This is a genomic window from Salinirubrum litoreum (assembly GCF_020567425.1).
Classification (GTDB): domain Archaea; phylum Halobacteriota; class Halobacteria; order Halobacteriales; family Haloferacaceae; genus Salinirubrum; species Salinirubrum litoreum.
This window is the reverse complement of sequence record NZ_JAJCVJ010000001.1, coordinates 880,937-899,701: the sequence shown is the minus strand read 5'-3', so window position 1 is coordinate 899,701 and position 18,765 is coordinate 880,937. Positions and strand designations below refer to the sequence as shown.

Annotated in this window: 22 protein-coding genes; 10 read left to right on the top strand and 12 right to left on the bottom strand. The window is 67.3% G+C overall.

All coding sequences use genetic code 11. The features are described 5' to 3' along the window. Positions 1–27: 27 nt before the first annotated feature. Positions 28–186 carry a DUF8014 family protein gene (locus LI337_RS20350; protein ID WP_465269961.1) on the top strand — a complete coding sequence of 53 codons (159 nt, stop codon included), beginning with the start codon at positions 28–30 and terminating at the stop codon, positions 184–186. A gap of 52 nt (positions 187–238) precedes the next feature. Continuing rightward, a complete protein-coding gene (locus tag LI337_RS04430; protein ID WP_345777727.1) occupies positions 239–1,297 on the top strand; it encodes a DUF7972 family membrane protein in 1,059 nt (352 codons plus the stop codon). A gap of 35 nt (positions 1,298–1,332) precedes the next feature. Here the strand turns inward: LI337_RS04430 and LI337_RS04425 are convergent, their stop codons facing one another. Genes LI337_RS04425 through LI337_RS04400 form a run of 6 tightly spaced genes read right to left on the bottom strand, consistent with a single transcriptional unit; the run spans position 1,333 to position 7,127 of the window. Further along, positions 1,333–2,067: a GNAT family N-acetyltransferase gene (locus tag LI337_RS04425; protein ID WP_227228510.1), complete on the bottom strand. Its 735-nt coding sequence runs from the start codon at positions 2,065–2,067 to the stop codon at positions 1,333–1,335. Beyond that, positions 2,054–2,515 (bottom strand): DUF8055 family protein, encoded by a 462-nt coding sequence (locus LI337_RS04420; protein WP_227228509.1) that lies wholly within the window; start codon positions 2,513–2,515, stop codon positions 2,054–2,056. Before LI337_RS04420 ends, LI337_RS04425 begins: the two co-directional genes overlap by 14 nt. After that, complete coding sequence (locus LI337_RS04415) at positions 2,512–4,179, bottom strand: FAD-dependent oxidoreductase (RefSeq protein ID WP_227228508.1); 1,668 nt, start codon at positions 4,177–4,179, stop codon at positions 2,512–2,514. The genes LI337_RS04420 and LI337_RS04415 overlap by 4 nt, the downstream gene beginning before the upstream one ends. Then, a complete protein-coding gene (locus LI337_RS04410) occupies positions 4,172–5,929 on the bottom strand; it encodes an electron transfer flavoprotein subunit alpha/FixB family protein (protein WP_227228507.1) in 1,758 nt (585 codons plus the stop codon). Before LI337_RS04410 ends, LI337_RS04415 begins: the two co-directional genes overlap by 8 nt. A 2-nt stretch (positions 5,930–5,931) precedes the next feature. Continuing rightward, the gene (locus tag LI337_RS04405) at positions 5,932–6,786 is read right to left on the bottom strand and encodes an electron transfer flavoprotein subunit beta/FixA family protein (RefSeq protein WP_227228506.1); all 855 of its coding nucleotides are present in this window, start codon (positions 6,784–6,786) and stop codon (positions 5,932–5,934) included. Positions 6,787–6,797: 11 nt separating this feature from the next. Continuing rightward, entirely contained in the window at positions 6,798–7,127 is a 330-nt protein-coding gene (locus tag LI337_RS04400; RefSeq protein WP_227228505.1) for a 4Fe-4S dicluster domain-containing protein, read from the bottom strand. Positions 7,128–7,231: 104 nt separating this feature from the next. On the opposite strand from LI337_RS04400, the gene LI337_RS04395 reads away from it, so the two are divergent. The 3 genes from LI337_RS04395 (at position 7,232) to LI337_RS04385 (ending at position 9,867) form a co-directional block, all read left to right on the top strand. Beyond that, complete coding sequence (locus tag LI337_RS04395) at positions 7,232–7,714, top strand: DUF456 domain-containing protein (protein WP_227228504.1); 483 nt, start codon at positions 7,232–7,234, stop codon at positions 7,712–7,714. Positions 7,715–7,865: 151 nt separating this feature from the next. After that, the gene (locus LI337_RS04390; RefSeq protein WP_227228503.1) at positions 7,866–8,351 is read left to right on the top strand and encodes a DUF456 domain-containing protein; all 486 of its coding nucleotides are present in this window, start codon (positions 7,866–7,868) and stop codon (positions 8,349–8,351) included. A gap of 88 nt (positions 8,352–8,439) precedes the next feature. Continuing rightward, entirely contained in the window at positions 8,440–9,867 is a 1,428-nt protein-coding gene (locus tag LI337_RS04385; RefSeq protein WP_227228502.1) for a hypothetical protein, read from the top strand. Positions 9,868–10,037: 170 nt separating this feature from the next. Here LI337_RS04385 and LI337_RS04380 read toward each other — a convergent pair whose 3' ends face one another. Continuing rightward, a complete protein-coding gene (locus LI337_RS04380; RefSeq protein WP_227228501.1) occupies positions 10,038–10,208 on the bottom strand; it encodes a hypothetical protein in 171 nt (56 codons plus the stop codon). A 247-nt stretch (positions 10,209–10,455) separates the two neighbouring features. Then, a complete protein-coding gene (locus LI337_RS04375) occupies positions 10,456–10,917 on the bottom strand; it encodes a MaoC/PaaZ C-terminal domain-containing protein (RefSeq protein ID WP_227228500.1) in 462 nt (153 codons plus the stop codon). 120 nt (positions 10,918–11,037) lie between these two features. Between LI337_RS04375 and LI337_RS20145 the strand changes: the two genes are divergently transcribed. After that, the gene (locus LI337_RS20145) at positions 11,038–11,160 is read left to right on the top strand and encodes a rubrerythrin-like domain-containing protein (RefSeq protein WP_227228499.1); all 123 of its coding nucleotides are present in this window, start codon (positions 11,038–11,040) and stop codon (positions 11,158–11,160) included. Positions 11,161–11,300: 140 nt separating this feature from the next. On the opposite strand, the gene LI337_RS04365 is transcribed toward LI337_RS20145, so the two are convergent. Further along, a complete protein-coding gene (locus LI337_RS04365) occupies positions 11,301–11,495 on the bottom strand; it encodes a cold-shock protein (protein WP_227228498.1) in 195 nt (64 codons plus the stop codon). A gap of 83 nt (positions 11,496–11,578) precedes the next feature. Continuing rightward, positions 11,579–12,028, bottom strand: coding sequence for a CopG family ribbon-helix-helix protein (locus LI337_RS04360; protein WP_227228497.1), 450 nt, complete (start codon positions 12,026–12,028; stop codon positions 11,579–11,581). A gap of 99 nt (positions 12,029–12,127) precedes the next feature. Here LI337_RS04360 and LI337_RS04355 point away from each other — a divergent pair, with 99 nt between their 5' ends. Together LI337_RS04355 and LI337_RS04350 are read left to right on the top strand one after the other, a co-directional pair. Next, complete coding sequence (locus LI337_RS04355) at positions 12,128–12,907, top strand: hypothetical protein (RefSeq protein WP_227228496.1); 780 nt, start codon at positions 12,128–12,130, stop codon at positions 12,905–12,907. A gap of 96 nt (positions 12,908–13,003) precedes the next feature. After that, entirely contained in the window at positions 13,004–13,630 is a 627-nt protein-coding gene (locus LI337_RS04350; protein ID WP_227228495.1) for a uracil-DNA glycosylase family protein, read from the top strand. 520 nt (positions 13,631–14,150) lie between these two features. Here LI337_RS04350 and LI337_RS04345 read toward each other — a convergent pair. Further along, complete coding sequence (locus tag LI337_RS04345) at positions 14,151–14,447, bottom strand: CGCGG family putative rSAM-modified RiPP protein (protein ID WP_227228494.1); 297 nt, start codon at positions 14,445–14,447, stop codon at positions 14,151–14,153. A 92-nt stretch (positions 14,448–14,539) separates the two neighbouring features. Here LI337_RS04345 and LI337_RS04340 point away from each other — a divergent pair, with 92 nt between their 5' ends. Beyond that, positions 14,540–15,193: a helix-turn-helix domain-containing protein gene (locus tag LI337_RS04340; RefSeq protein ID WP_227228493.1), complete on the top strand. Its 654-nt coding sequence runs from the start codon at positions 14,540–14,542 to the stop codon at positions 15,191–15,193. 201 nt (positions 15,194–15,394) lie between these two features. Continuing rightward, positions 15,395–17,110, top strand: coding sequence for a glutamate--tRNA ligase (locus tag LI337_RS04335; RefSeq protein WP_227228492.1), 1,716 nt, complete (start codon positions 15,395–15,397; stop codon positions 17,108–17,110). A gap of 39 nt (positions 17,111–17,149) precedes the next feature. Here the strand turns inward: LI337_RS04335 and LI337_RS04330 are convergent, their stop codons facing one another. Further along, the gene (locus LI337_RS04330; protein ID WP_227228491.1) at positions 17,150–18,706 is read right to left on the bottom strand and encodes a response regulator; all 1,557 of its coding nucleotides are present in this window, start codon (positions 18,704–18,706) and stop codon (positions 17,150–17,152) included. Positions 18,707–18,765: the final 59 nt, after the last annotated feature.

Genomic DNA, 18,765 nt, shown 5'->3' with positions numbered 1-18,765 from the left:
AAGCCGGCTCGCGTGGTAGCACCGCACATGGCGACCTGTGCGGAGGCGGACTGCGAGGACGAGGCGGCGGTCCGGGTGTACGTCCCGTGGGCCGAGGATAGAGAGGTGTGTACCGCCCACGCTCGGGTGCTGGTCCAGCAGGACGGCGTCGTGGCCGAACCGCTGGAGGGCGTCGAGTGGCGCTGAGCGAGAAGACCGACCCCCGCGACTTTTCCCGACGCGCACCGACTGTCGTCCCGTGAGCGACGACGCCCCGGCCGACACGATGCGGGAGCGCGCCGACGAGAGCCGCGTCAAACTCTGGGTGCTCACCGAGGCGAACCGCCTGCTCGTCGTCGCCCTGTTTCTCGCGGTCGTGATCGGGCTTCTCCTCGCGGTCGGCCTGCTGGTCCCCGATCCAGTCGGCTTCCTCGAGGAGGGTGACCCCATCGAGACCGCCTTCCAGTCGTTCATCGGCGCGACGATCACCGGTGTCACCATCGTCGTGACGCTGACGCAACTGGTGCTCTCGCAGGAACTCGGCGCGGTCGGCGACCAGCGCGAGCGAATGCAGGGCGCGATGCAGTTCCGCGAGGACACCGCCGAGTTGTTCGACACGCCCGTCAGCCCGCCGGAACCGGCCGACTTCCTCCGGAGTCTGCTGTCGGTGACGCACGACCGCGCCGAGACACTGCGGGACTCTGCGGGCGACGACAACCGACTCGCCGACCTCGCACAGTCGGTGGCCGAGAACGCCGAGGGCGTCCGGGACAGTCTGTCCGGCGCGCGATTCGGGCAGTTCGAGGTCATCTCCGCCGGTCTGAACTTCAACTACTCGTGGAAGCTGTACGCCGCACGTCGACTCCGGGCCGAGGGTGGTGGCGGTGACGAGGAGGAAGGTGCCGGCGGAGTCGACTCCGACGACGGGACCGAACTCTCCGCGGACCAGCAGTCCGCGCTGGACGATCTGATCGAGGCACTGGAACTGTTCGGCCCGACGCGGGAACACTTCAAGACGCTCTACTTCCAGTGGGAACTGATCGACCTCTCGCGGGTGATCCTCGTCGCCTCCATCCCCGCACTGCTCGTCTCGTCGTTCATGGTGCTGTACTACGAGGTCGGAAGCTTCCCGGCGCTCGTGCCCGGAGTGCCGACCCCGGTACTCGTCGTCAGTCTCGCGGTCGGGTTCGCAGTCCTCCCCTTCGCGGTGCTGTTGTCGTACGTCCTCCGGATCGCTACTGTCGCAAAACGGACGCTCTCCATCGGACCGTTCGTCCTCCGGACGACCGACGACGGTCGTGAGTTCGACTGGGACTGAGAGAGTTCGACGGGGAGTTCGACGCGAGAGCGACCTCAGTCCAGCCAGATCGCCATCATCACCTCGTCCACGTAGTCGCCGTCGATCTTGTAGTGGTCCTCGCGCACCGCCTCTGTCTCCCAGCCGTGTGACTCGAGGAAGCCGATTGCTCCCTCGTTGACCGACGGGACGCTGTTGTAGAGCTTCTCGAAGTCGTGGTCGCGTGCCCAGTCGGTCCCGCGTTCGAGCAGCGCGCTCCCGATACCGTGGTCGCGGTACTCCTCCAGTAAGCCGAGCGTCAGGACGGCCGTGTGCGACAGTTTCTCGGCCTCCGGGAGGTCGAGGTGGACCCAGCCGATCACGTCCTCGTCGACCGTCGCGACGAAGAAGAGGCGGGAGCCGAGTTCGTTGTGCCGGAGGATGACCTCCTCGTGGTCGATCATGTCCGCGACCGTCTCGCCCTCGATGTAGCTCCCCTCCTCGGCGACCTGTCGGATGGTCCCGAGCAGCCCCGAGAGGTCGTTCTGTCGGGCGATCCGGATGCTGTAGCTGATGCCCTCCGACTCGTGGTCCGTGGCGGTCTCGTCGCCGTAGGCCACTTCGAGTTTCCCATCGACGTTCCGGAGGTAGCCGTCCCGCCGGAGGATGGTGACGTGGTGGCCGAACGCCTCCGGTTCCATGTTCAGTGCGCGGCGCGCCTGTTTCTCGGAGACGGTGCCGTGGCGCTCCACGTACTCGTAGATGTCTTTGCGGTCCTTGTTGTCGAACGAGAGTTGTTCAGTGAGTTCCATCGGTCTGGGTCGCTCGCGTGTCCGTGTCGTCTCCGCCGTCGCCGACCACCGCGTGGGTGTGTCGGTCCTCGCCGACGCCGGGGGCGTCCCCGCGAGCAGGGACGCTGGTCAGTAGCTGTGCGGTGTCGCGCAGGCTGTGGGTCTTCAGCACCACCTCGGCGGTCGTCCGCACCGTCACGTCCGGATCGACCGACCGACCGTAACACCGGGCGTACAGCGCCAGCCAGTCGTTCAACGCTCGGTGGAGGTCTGTCATCTCCGTCTCCGTGAGGCGGACGAACTCTCCCGTGCGCGCCTCGACGTAGGTCGAGACGACCTCGCCCACGCCGTCGGTGAGGTAGCCGAGCGCCTCCTCCTCGGCGGGCGGGTCGCTCGGCGGGTCGAAGGCGGCGGTGTCGTCGCGTGCCCGGCGAGCGAGTCGCGCGGTGCGGTCGGCGAGTCGGCTCATCCGTCGCGGAAGGCCACCCCCTTGCCACCGCGCGGGTGTTCCCACTCGGTGTCGGCGACCACGGCGCAGGTGCCACACTCGACGCAGGGCTGGGTGTCGAGACTGACGACCTGCTCCTCGGACCCGTTCGTCCTGATCGTCTCCTCGCGGTAGCAGCCGCCGCCGAAGCCCTTCGCCGAGACCGGGCAGGCAGTGACGGCCGCACCACTCGCGGCCATCGAGTTGTCCGTCACCCGGATGTGCGGGTTGCCGACGTCGGTGTCGTAGGTCAGCCCGCCGATCCGGTCCACGAGGTCCGGCGGGTGGACGTCGTTCCGCGCCCGGACCGGCGTCCCGAGTTCCTGCGCGATGACGGTCGGCAGGGTGACGTACGGCGTCTCGGTGTCGGGGATCATCCCCGTCAGGAGCGGCGAGTTGTAGAGCCGCTCCAGTTGCCCGCCGAGCGCCTTCACGCCGAGGCGACCGACCGGCGACTCGATCAGTCGATCCGTCACCGACGCGACGGTATCGTGTTCCGCGATCGAACTCGTGAGTTCGTAGCGCCGGGGACGGAGTTTCGCCATCGTCCCGCTGTCGTCCAACTTCTGGGCGTAGCGGCTGCCGGCCGTCTCGACGCGCCCGGATTCGCGGGCTTCGTTCACCGCGTCGGCCGCGAGTGCCCCCGCAGTGACGGCGTGGTTCATCCCCTTGATGATCGGCCCCTGCGCCTGCATCTGGCCGGCCGCGTCGCCGACGACCAGCAGGCGACCCTCGTGTGGCTGGCGGAGCGCGACCTTCTTCGAGTCCGGGACGAGTTTCGCGGAGTACTCTCGCTCGTCGTAGTCGTCGCCGAGCCAGCGCCCGAGCAGTGGGTGGGTCAGCAGAGCGTCCAGTAGTTCGTGCGGTTCGGCCGCCTCCGCGACGATGCTGTCGAGGTGGAAGACGGAGCCGATGGACAGCGAGTCTTCGTTCGTGTAGAGGAAGCCGCCGCCCCGGACGTTCTGGAACAGGTCGCCCGAGAACAGGTGGGCGACCCCCTCGTCGGCGTCGATGTCGAACCGGTCGTCGACGACTTTCGGGTCCATGTCGACGACCGCCTTCACGCCCTGGAACCACTCGCCGGGGTCCTCCCAGTCCATCAGGCCGGCGTCCCGTGCGAGTTCGGAGTTGACGCCGTCGGCCGCGACGATGGTGTCCGCGCGGATGGGGTCGAGTTCGTCGCACGTGACGCCGACTATCTCGCCGTCCTCGCGCAGGAGGCCGTTCACCCGGACCTCGGTCAGGACGCCGCCGCCGGTCTCCCGACAGCGTTCGTGGACGCGCTCTGCGAGCCACGAGTCCATCCGCCGGCGGAGGACGCTGTCGGACCACTGGGTGTCGTGTTCGTGCAGGTCGGTCAGGTTGAACGTCTCGACCGACGTGCCGGCGACGTTGTGGATGTAGTACCGCGTGATCGGGCGCTCGGAGGCCGCCTCGCGGAAGTCCGGGAACAGGTCGTCGATGGTGTACGGCGCGGACTCCTCGGCGTAGATGAGGCCGCCCGAGACGTTCTTCGACCCTGCGTCGACGCCGCGTTCGAGCAGGAGCGTCTCGACGCCGTGATCCGCGAGGCGTGCCGCTGCGGCCGCCCCGCCGGGACCGCCACCGACGACGACCGCCTCGTAGTGCTCGTAGTCGTCAGACATCGGCGTCACCCCCTTCTTCACCGGTGGTCTCAGGACCACCGTCGGTCTCCGGCGACCGGCGACGACCGCCGTCTGCCATCGCCGCGAGGTCCAGTTCGCCGGTCTCGACCGCCTCGGTCAGTCGGGGCAGGACCTCGAACAGGTCGCCCTCGACGAAGTAGTCCGAGAAGTCGCGGATGCGGGCGTCGGGGTCAGTGTTGACCGCGATGATCGTGTCCGACTCGTCCATGCCGACCTTGTGCTGGACCGCCCCGGAGATGCCGGCCCCGATGTAGATCTTCGGTTCGACGATCTGCCCGGTCTCGCCGATCTGGCGGTCCTCGTGGGTGTACTGCTCGACGTGCGCGTCGAACTGGTACGACCCGGTCACGATGCCACGCGAGACGCCGACCTCGGCGTCCTCGAAGGCGTCCGCGAGTTCGACCGCGAGTTCCATCCCGCGTGTCGGGTCCGCGCCGATGCCCCGACCGACTGCGACGATCACGTCGTGGCCGGTCAGGTCGACACCCTCGTCGAGTCGGTCGTGTTCTGTCACCCGGACCCGCAACCAGTCGTCGGGCACGTCGGTCTCGAAGGCGATCACCTCGCCCTCGCGTTCGGGATTCGGGTCCGGCACGTCGAAACTGCCCGGAATCACGGACCCGCCCTGCGGGTGGAACTCCCGGTCGGGCGCGTCGAGACAGAGGATCGTCGAGTACTCGAACCCCGAGAAGTCCGGCCGCTTCATGTGCAGGACTCGGCGGAACGTCTTCGTCGTCCCCGGTTCGCCGGTCTTCGCGGGGTTCGAGATTTCCGTGTCCTCGATGTAGAGACCGGAGCAGTCGGACGCCAGCCCCGAGTCCAACTCGGCCTGCACCATCGCCGAGAGGTCCCGCCCGTTGTTCGTCGCAGGGAACAGGACGTAGCGCGGTTCGTCGTAGTCGCGCCAGTCGGTCGGGTCTGGGTCCGTCCCCTCGACGCCGGTCGCGTCCGGCGGCTCTGCGTGCCACCGCGCCATCTCGCAGAAGACCTCGGTGTACGGCTTGTGGACGAAGCGGTCCAGTCGCTCGTCTTCGTAGTGGACGACCACGTCCGCACCGAGGGCGATGCACTCGTCGGCGAGTTCGCTCACGCCGTCGCCGATGAGGACGGCGACCACGCGTTCGTCCGCCTCGTCGTCGCCGACGTACCGGGCGTTGTAGTCGTCCATCAACTCGCGGGCCTTCCCGAGCATCTCCCGCGAGACGGACAGCAGGTCACCGCCCTGCGTCTCACAGTAGACCCACATGTCGCGGTACTCGCCCCCGTCGAGCGCCCTGACGTGCCGCTTGTCGGCGGTCGGGTGGTCGAGATCCGGGTGTTTCTCCTCGGGGCTCAGTCGCTCCTCGTCCGTGTCCCCGTCGCCGTCGTCCTCCTCGGTCTCGGTCAGCGACTCGATACGCTGACTGATGAGTCGTTTCGCGCCGTCTCTGTTCGCTCCACTCTCCTCGGCGTCCAGCACCTCTCGGAGCCGGTCCGTGTCCTCGATCTTCCGGATCGCGTTCCCGAGGTCTGCGAGGCTCATCTCGCTCGGGTCGAGTTCGCCGTCCCCGGCGTCCTCGCCGTCGTCCGCGAACTTCTCGATCCGACTCTCGATGAGTTTCTTCGCACCGACGCGGTCCTGCCCGGCCTCCTCGGCGGCCAGAATCTCGCGGAGTTCGTCCACGTCCTCGACGTCCTTCAGCGCGGGGCCGAGTTCGGAGATGTCGTAGTCGTTCGGGTCGAGTGGCACGGTCAGTCACCTCCCGCGAACGGCGTCAGTTCGTCCACCACGGCGCGCATCCCCTCGGTGTCGCTCGGATCGACCATCGTCGCCTCCCGTTCGGCCGGTGCCTTCGGGATCGGGTCGACCGACGAGACGATCGTCGGGGAGCCGTCGAGGCCGATGTAGTCCGGGTCGAGGTTCAGGTCGACGTGGTTCCACGTCGTCAGGTGCTCCTCGTAGTGCTCGGCGCGGGCCTGCGTCTCCTCGCGCAGGTCGCGATACCGGAGGCGGTGCTCGGCGCGGGTGTACGAGGGTTCGAACTCCGGGTCGGCGACCACGAACGCCGGGAGCGGTGCCTCGACGGTCTCGATCTCGTCGACGTCGCCTTCCACGAGTCGTTTCGCGCGGAGCATCCCTTCCTCCTCGTCCACGTCCAGTGCGACGACGTGGGTGACGATGGGCCAGTCCTCACACCAGCAGGCCTGCGGTCCGGTGTGGCCGGTCTCGCCGTCTGCGGTCTTGAAACCGGCAAAGACGATGTCCGGTTGCTCGTCGAGTTTCGAGACGCCGGTCGAGAGCGTGATCGCGGTCGCCCACGTGTCCGAGGCGGCGAGTGCTCGATCCGAGAGCAGGTAGAGGTCGTCCGCGTACACGTCCGCCATCCCCTCGCGGAGCACGTCTTCGTACCCCGGCGGCCCCATGCTCATCAGCGAGAGGTGGCCGCCGTGTCGCACCTTGGTCTGGAGTGCGGCGCGGAGGGCGTGTTTGTCGTTCGGGTTCATCACGGTCGGCGTCTTCCCGCGTTCGAGGTGGCCGTCCTCGTCGAAGGAGACCTTCCCCTCACGGAAGTCCGGGACGCCCTTGGTGAGTACGACGTAGCGCATCCATCCTCACCTCACACCCGCCCCTGTCGGCCCGCGTCCACGTCGATGGCGTCCACCGGGCACACGTCGACACAGAGCATACAGTCGATGCACTGTCCCTCGTGGGTCGGGTCCGCTTTGATCTCGCTCTCGGGGTGTCCGGGCGAGTCGACCCACTCGAACACGTCGACCGGGCAGTCCTCCAGACAGGCCCCGTCGGCGATGCAGATGTCGAAGTCCACCGCGACGTGGGTCCCGTGGATACCGAGTGTCTCTGGTTCCTCTACGGGCCCCCACACGTCGTGGCCCTCGTGTTCGTCCACTACCTCTCTGTGTTCCGTGAACTCGGGGTCGATTGGCATGGCAGTTGCTAACGTTCGATAATGTACTATATAAAACCTCGCCCGAGAGACGCTCTCGGCCGGGAATCCGAACACCTAACCCGAACGCGGTCGCTCGATTCGGTATGGTCACGACGTTGGCGTGGGTCGCCGTGGGACTGCTCGTTTTAGGCGTCGTGGGGAGTCTGATCCCCGGGCTTCCGGGTGCGCTCCTCTCGCTGGCCGGCGTCTACCTGTTCTGGTGGCAGTCGGGCTACACGGAGCCAGGGCTGTTCGTCCTCCTCGGCTTGACGCTGGTCGGACTGGTGACGATCGCGGTCGACTGGCTGGCGGGCGCGCTGGCGGCGAAGGCGAGTGGTGCCTCGACGACCACCACTCTCCTCGCCGGACTCGCCGGCTTCGTCCTGCTGTTCGTCGCCGGCCCGGTCGGCGTGATCCTCGGTATCGCGGGTGTCGTCTTCGCCGTCGAGTTCTCCCGAGGTGGCGACGCGGAGGCGAGTCTGCGCAGTGCCGCGATCACGACGCTCGGGATGCTCGGCTCCAACCTCGTGCAGGCGCTCCTCACCGGGTCGATGCTCGTCGTGATGGTGGTCGTCGTCTTCCTGTGAGGACGCCGGTCGCTTGGGTCGCCACTCGACGCAGAACGGTGTCGCCACTGGTCGGTCGCCGAGACTCGCTCCCGAGTCTCGGCCCGTCCGGACGTTCCGGAATCGTGGACTGTCGCCCCGGTTCTTCCGTCTCGGTCGTGAACGCTCCCGTGTGTCCACACTCCCCGTCCTCCTCGCCCTGCTCCTCCTCTCGGCCGGCGTCGTCGCCAGCGTCCTCCCCGCCGTCCCGGCCGGACTGCTCTCGCTCGCCGGCGTCTACAGCTACTGGGCCCTGACCGGCTTCTCGGACCCCGGCCCACTCCTGCTCCTGTCGTTCACCACGGTCGGCGTGACGGCAGTCGGCGTCGAACAGTTCGCCGGCCCCATCTCGGCGGCGGCCGGTGGGGCCTCGCCCCGGACGAGCGCGCTGTCGGCCGTCGTGGGGCTGGTCCTGTTCGCGGTCACGGGACCGGTCGGCATCCTGCTCGGCGTCGTCGGCACCGTCTTCACGCTGGAGTACCACGAGACGGGCGACGTGGAAGCGAGCGCGTCGGCCGCGACGACCACGATTCTCGGGATGCTCGCCTCGGCGGGTGTCCTCCTGCTGTTGACGCTCTCGCTACTCGTCGGCGTCGTGCTGTTCGTCGTTCTGCTGTAGCGTCTCGACGTTCCAGTCGCGGCCGGGGGCTCCCACACAGCGGCCACGAACCAACCGCGTTTTGTCGGTCCGGCCGTTACGGACCGGTATGTCCCGCCGCCGGTCGTGGCTCGTTCGGTTCCTGCTCGTCACGCTCGGCGTCGGACTCCTCGCTCGACCGGCTCTCGCCCACCAGTTCGCCACCCGGTTCGACGTGCCGGTGCCGCTCCCGTGGCTGTTCGCCGGTGCCGGCGCGACGGTCGCCCTCACCGCCCTCCTACTCGCAGTCGGAGGGTCGGTCCCCGACGCCAGTCGCCGACTCGGGAGGGTTCCGGCGGTCGTCGCCCGGCCACTGTCCACCTTCGCCCGCGCGACGTTCTTCTTCGCCTTCGGTGCCGTACTGTGGGTCGGTGCGACCGGAACACCGACGCCCGGTGCGAACTTCGCGACCCTGTTCGTCTGGCCGGTCTGGCTGAAGGGACTCGCGCTGCTGTCGATCGTCGCCGGGAGTCCGTGGCGACTCCTCTCCCCGTGGCGGACGGTCTACGACGCGCTCTGTTCGCTTGAGGGAGCACCGATCGCGCTCCGTGAATATCCCGATCGTCTCGGTGCGTGGCCCGCTCTCGTCGGCTTCCTCCTGCTCGTCGGCGTCGCCGAGAACCTCACCCGACTCCCGTCGCTCCCGGCCGGGACCGCGGTTCTCGTCGCCGGCTACGCGCTGGTGATGCTTCTCGGCGGCATCGCCTTCGGTCCGACGTGGTTCGACCGTGCCGACCCACTTGCGGTGTTCTACCGACTGCTCGGACGGGCCGCACCGCTGTCGGTGACGCGCGAGTCCGACGGTGCCGCGACCGTCGTCGCCCGTGTCCCGTGGCGTGACTGCCGGCGACCGGTCGCGGATCGCGCGACGGCGGCGCTCGTCGTCGCGGCGGTCTACACCGTCAGCTTCGACGGGTTCGCCGAGTCGCCGCAGTACGCCAGCCTCCACGTCGGCGTCCAGGACGCACTGGCTGTCGGCCCGAGCGTCAGCATCGTGCTCTACCTCCTCGGCTTCGGGGGCTTCCTCGCGTGCTTCTGGCTCGTCGTGCGCGCGGTGGCGTGGGCCACTCCGAGCGGCGAGCCAGGGCCGACCCGCGTCGCCGGTGACGGCGGCGTGGCGGACTCGCTCGGTCTGGCGCTCGCGCCGACGCTGTTGCCCATCGCCGCCGGCTACGAGGTCGCACACAGCTACGGCTACAGCCTGACGTTCCTCGGTCGACTGCCGATCGCAGTCGGTGCGGGGTCGGTCGACCTGTTGGGCTGGCTCCCGATCTGGGCCTTCTGGGCGTCACAGGTGTCGCTGATCGTCGTCGGCCACGTCGTCGCGGTCGTCGCCGCGCACGCGGTGGTCGAGCGGGTGGTCGGCGAGACGATCGTAGATCCGCGCAAGTCGGTGTCTTCTCGGGGGACGCTCCGAGCACACGCACCGCTGACCGTCTTGATGGTCGGCTACACCGTCCTCTCGTTGTGGATCGTCTCCCAGCCACTCGCCGGGTAGGGGTACGGATCCGGACCGACGAAGAAGTCCGAATCGGCGAAGGTGTGGGGGGAACACGCTCGGTCGGATCGGCCGTCTCCGTGGATCACCACCGCGACGAGGTGGTCCCGGCTTCGTACTTGAGAGTACGGGTCGTCGGGAGCGTCGAGAATCGAGTCGGGCGTCCGTCCTCAGCGTGCCGCGTTCTCGTAGGCCCGGTCGGCGGCTTCGACCAGCCGGTGGATCGGGAGCCGGAGTCCGGCGCGGCGTGCGAGCATCGCCAGCGGCAGCACGAGGATGCCGAGGGCGACCGTGAGTTGGTACAGCGCGAGTAGGCTTGTCCGGTACAGCTTCGAGATCATCTGCCTGTAGCGCAGTTCTCCGACGGGAGGAGTATATAAAAGTTCTGGCCCACGCTGTCGGCCCACCCCGGCGCTGTCGTTCGATTAAACTCGATTTGTCCGCTCGGCAAGTAGAGGTGCGTTCTTCGAGTCCGCGGAGTAGGAACGGCGTGAGCCATCCGGCCAGTACCCGTAAGTTACGGGAATCGTTCGCCGGGCTTGCGCCGTGAGGTGCGCCGACCGTCGGCGGCGCGCAGACGCGGGCAGATCAGTCTCGGCGCTTCACCATGAACTTCATGTCGCCCTCGAAGACCGTCTCGTCGTCCTGGTTCGTGACCGTGGAGTCGATGACCACCAGTCCGGCGTCGTCCCGCGAGGAGAGTTCCTTCGTCTCGATCACTTCCATGTCCATCGAGACGGTGTCGCCGACCTTCACCGGCGCGGGGATGTTCATGTAGTTCATCCCGAGGAAGGCGACCACGGTGCGTTCGAGGAAGCCACACCGGTAGACGAAGCCGGTGGCGAGCACGAACGTCATCGGCCCGTGTGCGACGCGTTCGCCGAAGTGTCCCTCCTCGGCGTAGTGGGCGTTGCTGTGGAGCTCGGTCCAATCCCCGGTGAACGCCGAGTGCATCACCAGGTCGGTCTCGGTCACCGTCCGGCCGACGCTCTCGAACGTCTCGCCGACCTCGAAGTCCTCGAAGTGGTGCGGTTCGTAGCTGTAAGGCATACCGCGTCGTTCGCCGAACGTGGGTAAAAGTTTGTGTACTTTCGACCGGCGCGTCGAACCGTCTGTCAGCCACCCGTCTGACGGCAAGCTTTAACACTATGTGATACGTTGACGTGCCTGATGCGTGAACGTTCGTCGTACGAGTGTCGGGAGTGTTCCCACCGCGTCGCGTCGATATCGTACCGGGCGGCCTGCCCGGAGTGCGGTTCCGATCTCCAGCGGGCGCGACAGTACGGAACCTGAGTCGGTCGATTCCGAGACGTTCACTTCCGCCGTGATCCGCTGTCCGTTTTCACGTCGCCGAGCAGTGAGTCGCCCGGTCGCGTCGCTCGTCGGTAGTTTCTCGAAAAGTGTCGTTGTCGAGCCGTCGACCAACCCGTCGGCTACAGCCGAGTGAGGTTCTTCGCGCGCGGCCCTTTGTCCGCCTGTTCGATCTCGAACTCTACTTCCTGGCCCTCTTCGAGGTCCGGGCCGCCGACATCTTCCATGTGGAAGAACACGTCGTCGTCCGCATCCTCTGTCTCGATGAAGCCGTAACCGCCTGTGTCGTTGAAGAACGCAACCGTACCTTTCGCCATTTGCACGTGACAGAACGCGCACCGCAGGGATAAGGGTTCCGGGACCTCCGACACGACACCCCGATTCGGTCGACGGCAGTCGTTCACTCGGTCGATTCGTGATCGTGATCGTCGACCGTCCCGTGCTCGTGCGGTTCCTCTCCGGTCTCGGTCGAGAGCGACAGCACCGAGACGCGAGCCACGGCGTCGAAGTCCCGCAACCGGTAGACGAGTCGGCGGACCCGCCCCGCAGCGCCGCGACAGAAGACGGTCTCCAGACACCAGTCGCCCTGGTGGACGTGGCTCGTCGTCGTGATCACGTCCTGAAACTCGTGTTGGACGGTGTGGAGGTCGCGGATCACGGGGTCGTGCTGGTAGTCGAACGCGACGACGGCGGCGATCTCACCGCTCGTCGCCTCCAGTCGACTGTGCGACTCGACGTACTCCTGCATCGCCTCCCGGATCGCACGCGACCGCGAGGCCAACCCCTCGGCCTGCCAGACCGCGTCGAACTCCGTGAGCACGTCCTCGGGGACGTTCAGACTCGTTCGCATACGACCCACTCGGCACGCCGGGCGCTTGAACCCGATTATTACGATCCCTTCGGTCGGGTCATAACAACCTCTTTCGACCTGCGTGGCTCCAACACGACCATGCCGCTCTCCGACGTGCCGGGACTGGTCGCCGGCGCTGTCGCCCTCGGCGCACTCCACGGGGTCGAACCAGGTCACGGCTGGCCGGTCGCGGCGACCTACGCGATGGAGCAGTCGAACAAGTGGCTCTCCGGGGTCGCCGCGAGTCTGATCATCGGGGTCGGCCACCTGATCAGCAGTATCGCGGTCGTCGCCGTCTTCTTCTGGGCGACCGAGTTCTTCGGGGTCACGCAGATCGGCTGGCTCAACTACGTCGCCGGGGGACTGTTGATCCTGCTCGGCGTCCGGGAACTTCGAGGCGGCGGCCACCACCACGACCACGGCGAGGGCGATCACGGCGACCACGATCACGCCCACGACCACGAGCATCACGACGACCACGGTCACGCGCACGATCTCGACCACGCCGACACCGGCCCACTCGCCCGTGTAAAGTCGGCACTCCCCGTCGTCGGCCGACACAGCCACGGACACGGTTCGATGGAGGACGCCGCAGACCGTGGCCTGTGGGGTATCGCGGGGTTCGCGTTCCTCCTCGGCTTCGCCCACGAGGAGGAGTTCGAGATCATCGCCATCTGCACCGGGTCGACCTACTGTCTCGAACTGATGCTGATCTACGCCGTCACGGTCATCGTCGGCATCGTCGGCCTGACACTCGCGCTGGTCGCCGGCTACCACGCCTTCGAGGAACGCGTCGAGCGACTCAGCGAGTACTTCCCGATCGTCTCGGGAGTCGTCCTGATCGGGATGGGACTCGGCTTCCTGCTCGGCGTGTTCTGAGCGACACGACCCGGAGTGGTCCACCGAACAGGAAGACCACCGGTGGGCCGAGCAGAATCGCGGTATTCTTATTTCGACCGCTGACTACCGGGTAGCGTGGAGAACGTCACCGACCGTATCTCGAACCCCTTCGACATGCGACCGGACTGCGAGCAGTTCGTCCCCGGCTACGGCGACGCCAACGCCGAGTTCCACGTGATCGGCGACCACCCCGGCGTCCACGGCGGGGCCGACACCGGCGTCCCGTTCACCAACGAGGCGGGCCTGCGACTCCAGTCCGCACTCGCCGACGCCGGACTTCTCCGGGAGACCGGCGACGACCCGAGCGTCTCGAAGACGTTCCTCTCGTACATCCACATGTGCGTCTCGGAGGACCCGCCGACCGACGACGACTACGGCGACATGGAACGCTTCTTCGACGCCGAACTCCGGGCCATCGCGGCCCACGTCCTCCTGCCGGTCGGTGCCCGCGCGACACGGCACGTCCTCCAGACCTACTCCGCGCGCGCCGGGAAGGTCTCCTCGGACATGGACGACCTCCACGGGACCGAGATCCTCGGTGCCGGCTTCCTGATCCTCCCGATCAAGGACCCCGCAGAGTGGGTCGAGGGCGACCACGACCGACTCGTCGCCGGCCTCCGGGAACTCCAGCGCACCGACTTCCGGCGCGAGGTCGACCTCGGTCGGTTCCTCGCCGGCGACGACCCGTACATGGTTCGGTGAGGAGAGCGGGCCGACGCCTGCGTTGTCGAGAACGCAGAACCGACACCGAATCTCGACGGGTCTCGCCCACACGTCGCCGACCACCGTCTCCGGTCCCTGTGGTCCTTCGATCACCGTTCTAGATTCCCTGCTGACACGAAGGCGCCAGTCGGCCACGAACGAACCGGCGCGGACGCGCGACGGACACACCTCCGAGGGTGCCTCGGCGTCGAAACCGTCTCGGCTCGTGGGTCGGTGCGTGTTACGATTCGTCCAGTGACGACTCGAAACGAAAGTAGAATTTTCGTACTCTACGGAAACTAACGCCCGATTCTGATACTACCGAACATCCTTGCGAGCAACTGGACGATATTAGTCTAACCCAAGCACTTTTTACCCTATCGTTCAAAGCTGTAGTCGACGCGCGACGGTACGGTTACCGCAGGCATACGCGAGCCACGCGCGTCACGCACTGCGAGACTGGTGCTCCTCGCGGTGGCTTGGTCAGTCCGACGGCCCGCGCTGGCTTCGCGGGCCGTTCTTACTCTCGACGGTCGATCTCTCCCTCGACAGCGACGCGAGTGACGTGGCCGCCACAGCCACACTGTTCGACGTACTCGGCGTCGACGGCGTCGCCGAAGACGGCCGTCAGTTCCTCGTACAGATACTGGCGGGGATGCCCGTGGGCCGAGTGCGTGACGAGGTTCACGTGGTGGCCGGGCCGTGTGGCCGCGACCGCCGCGACGGCGTCTTCGAGGAGTCGCTCCTCGTCGTCGGCGTACGTCTCCGTCTCCAGGTTCTTCGACCACGACCCGTCGTGTACTGACTCCGTGTCCATATCCGGAGGGTCGCGGCCGACGACTGTGGGTGTGGTCCCGAAGATGTTCGGCCCCCACAACGCTTTCCCGTCGACCGCGAGAAGGCCGAGTGATGTCGCACGCTCGGATGACGGTCACGTTGCCGGAGATGGTCTGGATCGGCGCAGTCTCGCAGACGTACCCCGACGTGACGTTCGAGGTGTTGGCCGCGCTCCCCGCCGACGACCGAGGCGTCGGTCTCGTGGAACTGTCGGGGAGAGACGTCCTGTCGGCGGTCGCGGCGATGGAAGACCACGAGGCGGTGACGAGTCTGTCAATCGTCGGGACGACTCCCGAGGAGGCGGTGATCCAGTTCGAGACGACCGAACCGCTGTTGCTGTTCTCCGCTCGTGAGTCCGGCCTCCCCCTCCAGCCACCGATCACCATCCGGGACGGGACGGCGACGCTGGAACTCACGACCTCGCGGGACCGACTCGCCGCGATGGCCGACCAACTGGACGCGATGGGACTCGACTACCACGTCGAGTGGATCAAGGAGTCGGTCGACCCCGAACGCGTGCTCACTGCCCGGCAGCGAGAACTCGTCCTCGAAGCGGTCGAGGCGGGCTACTACGACTCGCCGCGTGACTGCACGCTGACCGAACTCGCCGACGACCTCGGTCTGGCGGCCTCGACGCTGAGCGAGACGCTCCACCGGGCCGAGGGAAAGGTCGTCCGGGAGTTCGTCGCCGACCTGTCGGGCGCGACCGACGACCTCCGGGAGTGACCCACGCGACCGCTCGCAGTGACTCGCCAGAAACCCTTTTGACTGTGCAATGCTAACGCTCGACATGCCCCTACCCCGCTGTGCCGAACCGGTGGACTGGGTCGACCACGCAGGCAGTCGAACTCGACCGGGTGTCGGGTGTGCCGGTCGCGTCACGTCGATCCACCGCAGTTTTTAGCGACGGGAGCGAACCACCGGCTAATGGATTCTGAGCTTCGGGAGCGCGTCGAGGCGGAAGCCGAGAAACACGCGCTGTTGAACGCGGTGAAGTACGACAGCGACGCGGACGTGGGTGCCGTGATGGGGCCGCTGATGGGCGAGAACCCGGACTTCCGCCCCCACGGCGACGAGATTCCCGGCGTTGTCGGCGGCGTCGTGAGTCGCGTCAACGGGATGGATCGGGACGAACGCATCGCTCGACTCGAAGAACTCGCACCGGAGGAGATGGACGAGATTCTCGCCGAAGACGAGGGAGACGACGCCCTCCTGCCGGACCTGCCGAACGCCGAGGAGTACGACCAGATCCGGATGCGCCTCGCGCCGAACCCGAACGGGCCGTGGCACCTCGGCAACGCCCGGATGCCGGCGGTCATCGGGACGTACAAGGAGATGTACGACGGCTGGATGCTCTGCCGGTTCGACGACACCGACCCGGAGACCAAACGCCCCGACCTCGACGCCTACGACGGGATCCTCGACGCCATCGACTACCTCGGCTTCGAACCGGACGAGGTCATCCGCGCCTCCGACCGCGTCGAGACCTACTACGACCACGCCCGCGAGTTGATCGACATGGGCGGGGCCTACACCTGTTCGTGTCCGCAGGGCGAGTTCTCCGACCTGAAGAACAGCGGCGAGGCCTGCCCGCACCGCGACAAAGATCCCGAGACGACCCGCGAGGAGTTCGCGGCGATGATCGACGGCGAGTACGAGTCCGGCGAGATGGTCCTCCGTGTCCGGACCGACATCGAGCACAAGAACCCCGCGCTGCGCGACTGGGTCGCCTTCCGGATGATCGACACCCCGCACCCCCGCGAGGAAGCCGCCGACTACCGGTGCTGGCCGATGCTCGACTTCCAGTCCGGGATCGACGACCACCTGACCGGGATCACCCACATCATCCGGGGGATCGACCTGCAGGACTCCGCGAAGCGCCAGCAGTTCGTCTACGACTACTTCGGCTGGGAGTACCCCGAGGTGATCCACTGGGGCCACGTGCAGATCGACGCCTACGACGTGAAGATGTCCACCTCGACGATCAAACAACTCATCGCGGACGGTGACCTCGACGGCTGGGACGACCCCCGTGCGCCGACGCTCGCCAGCCTGCAGCGCAGAGGCATCCGCGGCCCGGCGATCGTGGAGGCGATGACGGCGCTCGGCACCTCCACCTCGAACGTCGATCTCTCGATGTCGGCGGTCTACGCCGCGAACCGCGAACGCGTCGATCCAGAGGCGGACCGCTACTTCCTCGTCCGCGATGGGAGAGAGGTGCCCGTGATCGGCGGTCCTGAGGCGGGCCACCCGCCGTACCACCCGGAACACGAGGAGCGCGGCCGGCGCGAGGTGCCGGTGCCCGGCGCGGTACAGATCGAAGCCGAGGACCTCCCGCCGAACGGGAAGCGGGTCTGGCTGAAGGGGTACGGCTGTGTCCGCCACACCCGCGACGCCTTCGAGTACGTCGGCGACGACATCGCGGCGGTCCGCGAGGAGGGCGTCCCGGTGATCCACTGGGTGCCGGCCGACGACACCGTCCCGGTCCGGATGCGAACGCCCGAGGGTGACGTGACCGGCGAGGCGGAACCCGACTTCGCCGACACCGAGGTCGACGACGTGATCCAGTTCGAGCGCGTCGGCTTCGCCCGCGTCGACGCCCACGGCGACGACGAGTCGGTCGTCTACTGGACGCACGAGTAGGGCTGCTGTCGGATTCGCTCGGACGGCGTCGCGGTCGCGCTACCACCGAAATTCGAACCGCGCCCCACCCGACACGCTCTCGGTCAGCGATACGTCCCAGCCGTGGGCTCGCGCGACGGTGTCCACGATAGAGAGGCCGAAGCCGGTGCCCGAGTCGCTCGTCGAGTAGCCGTGATCGAACACGGACTCGCGCTCCTCGGCGGGGACGCCCGGCCCGTCGTCCGCGACGGCGAACCCCCCGCCGGGGAGTGCTTCGATCGTCACGGTCGGCTCCGCCCCGGAGTGCTCGTGGGCGTTCCGGAACAGGTTCTCTAAGAGCGCACGCAGTCGCTCCCGGTCGGCCTCGACGCTCGGCAGGTCGCCACGTTCGAGCGTCGCCTCTCCGCCGTGCTCTCTGCTGGCCCACGCCTGCGACACCAGTTCTGTGAGCGACACCGTCGTCGTCTCGTCGACGCGCTTGCCCTGTCGCGCGAGTCCGAGTACGTCGTCGATCAGTTCGTCCATCCGGCCGAGCGCGGCGTCGATACCGTCGAAGTGACTGTCCGCCTGCGTCGGGTCGTCCGCCTCTCGAGCGAGTTCGAGGTGCCCCTGTGCGACCGAGAGCGGACTCCGGAGGTCGTGTGAGACCACGCTGGCGAACTCGTCCAGCCGGTCGCGCTGGCGCTCGATCTCGGCTTTCGCGGTTCGGCGGGTGAGTTCGTAGCCGAGCCACCGACCCATCAGTTCGACGACCGTCCTGCCCCACTCGGAGAACGCCTCGCGTGGCTCCGGGTCCGCGAAACACAGCGTCCCGTAGGTCGTCTCACAGAGGTCGATCGGTGTCCCGATGTAGGCACTGAGTCCGACTTCGGTGTAGGGGAGTCGCTCCGTGAGCTCACAGCCGCCGTCGGTCGTCGCCTGCTGGACCTGCTCGAAGACGGTCGTCTCCTCGGACTCCATCGTCACCTCACAGTAGGTCTGGCCGATGTCCAGCGTGTCGCCGGTCACGAACTCCGCTGTCGGTGTCCGCGCGGCGACGACCTCGTACTCGTCGCCCTCGACGTGCGAGACGACGCCGATGTCGGTGTCCAGCGCTCGACAGCCGACCGCGAGGAGTTCCTCCATCTTCGACTTGAGCGACTGATCGCCACCCGCGATGATCCGGTACATCTGGCGGAGCGCGGCCTCGCGTCGTTCGAGGTCGGTCTCGGTTCGGACGGCCGCCCGCTCTGTGCGATACGCGTCCACGGCGCGTTCGATCCGGTTGGCGAGCACGGTGTACTGCTCGGTGCCGGTCCCCTTCTGGAGGTAGTCGGTGACACCGGCGGCGATGGCCTCGGCGGCGATTTCCTCGCTCCCCTTCCCGGTGAACAACACGAAGGGGAGATCTGGGCGATCCGCACGGACCGACTCGAGGAAGCCGAGACCGTCGGTCTCGGGCATCTCGTAGTCCGAGACGACACAGTCGATCCCTCCCCCATCGAGTCGATCGAGTCCGGCGGCCGCGTCGGTTTCGGTGACGACGGTCACGTCGCCGGAGCGTTCGAGGTAGGTCGACGCGAGTTCGGCGAACCGTTCGTCGTCGTCGACCAGGAGCACCCGTGCCGGAGTTTCCATACAGATTCCATACGCCCAGCTCCGAAAAACATCTGTGAATAGCACAGTTCCGTCGGCGA

Excerpts from the sequence above, each read along its gene's own strand:
- LI337_RS20350 (WP_465269961.1), top strand. The coding sequence starts at position 28 with ATGGCGACCTGTGCGGAGGCGGACTGCGAGGACGAGGCGGCGGTCCGG.
- LI337_RS04425 (WP_227228510.1), bottom strand. The coding sequence starts at position 2,067 with ATGGAACTCACTGAACAACTCTCGTTCGACAACAAGGACCGCAAAGAC.
- LI337_RS04420 (WP_227228509.1), bottom strand. The coding sequence starts at position 2,515 with ATGAGCCGACTCGCCGACCGCACCGCGCGACTCGCTCGCCGGGCACGC.
- LI337_RS04415 (WP_227228508.1), bottom strand. The coding sequence starts at position 4,179 with ATGTCTGACGACTACGAGCACTACGAGGCGGTCGTCGTCGGTGGCGGT.
- LI337_RS04405 (WP_227228506.1), bottom strand. The coding sequence starts at position 6,786 with ATGCGCTACGTCGTACTCACCAAGGGCGTCCCGGACTTCCGTGAGGGG.
- LI337_RS04400 (WP_227228505.1), bottom strand. The coding sequence starts at position 7,127 with ATGCCAATCGACCCCGAGTTCACGGAACACAGAGAGGTAGTGGACGAA.
- LI337_RS04395 (WP_227228504.1), top strand. The coding sequence starts at position 7,232 with ATGGTCACGACGTTGGCGTGGGTCGCCGTGGGACTGCTCGTTTTAGGC.
- LI337_RS04385 (WP_227228502.1), top strand. The coding sequence starts at position 8,440 with ATGTCCCGCCGCCGGTCGTGGCTCGTTCGGTTCCTGCTCGTCACGCTC.
- LI337_RS04380 (WP_227228501.1), bottom strand. The coding sequence starts at position 10,208 with ATGATCTCGAAGCTGTACCGGACAAGCCTACTCGCGCTGTACCAACTC.
- LI337_RS04375 (WP_227228500.1), bottom strand. The coding sequence starts at position 10,917 with ATGCCTTACAGCTACGAACCGCACCACTTCGAGGACTTCGAGGTCGGC.
- LI337_RS20145 (WP_227228499.1), top strand. The coding sequence starts at position 11,038 with ATGCGTGAACGTTCGTCGTACGAGTGTCGGGAGTGTTCCCACCGCGTC.
- LI337_RS04365 (WP_227228498.1), bottom strand. The coding sequence starts at position 11,495 with ATGGCGAAAGGTACGGTTGCGTTCTTCAACGACACAGGCGGTTACGGC.
- LI337_RS04360 (WP_227228497.1), bottom strand. The coding sequence starts at position 12,028 with ATGCGAACGAGTCTGAACGTCCCCGAGGACGTGCTCACGGAGTTCGAC.
- LI337_RS04355 (WP_227228496.1), top strand. The coding sequence starts at position 12,128 with ATGCCGCTCTCCGACGTGCCGGGACTGGTCGCCGGCGCTGTCGCCCTC.
- LI337_RS04345 (WP_227228494.1), bottom strand. The coding sequence starts at position 14,447 with ATGGACACGGAGTCAGTACACGACGGGTCGTGGTCGAAGAACCTGGAG.
- LI337_RS04340 (WP_227228493.1), top strand. The coding sequence starts at position 14,540 with ATGTCGCACGCTCGGATGACGGTCACGTTGCCGGAGATGGTCTGGATC.
- LI337_RS04335 (WP_227228492.1), top strand. The coding sequence starts at position 15,395 with ATGGATTCTGAGCTTCGGGAGCGCGTCGAGGCGGAAGCCGAGAAACAC.
- LI337_RS04330 (WP_227228491.1), bottom strand. The coding sequence starts at position 18,706 with ATGGAAACTCCGGCACGGGTGCTCCTGGTCGACGACGACGAACGGTTC.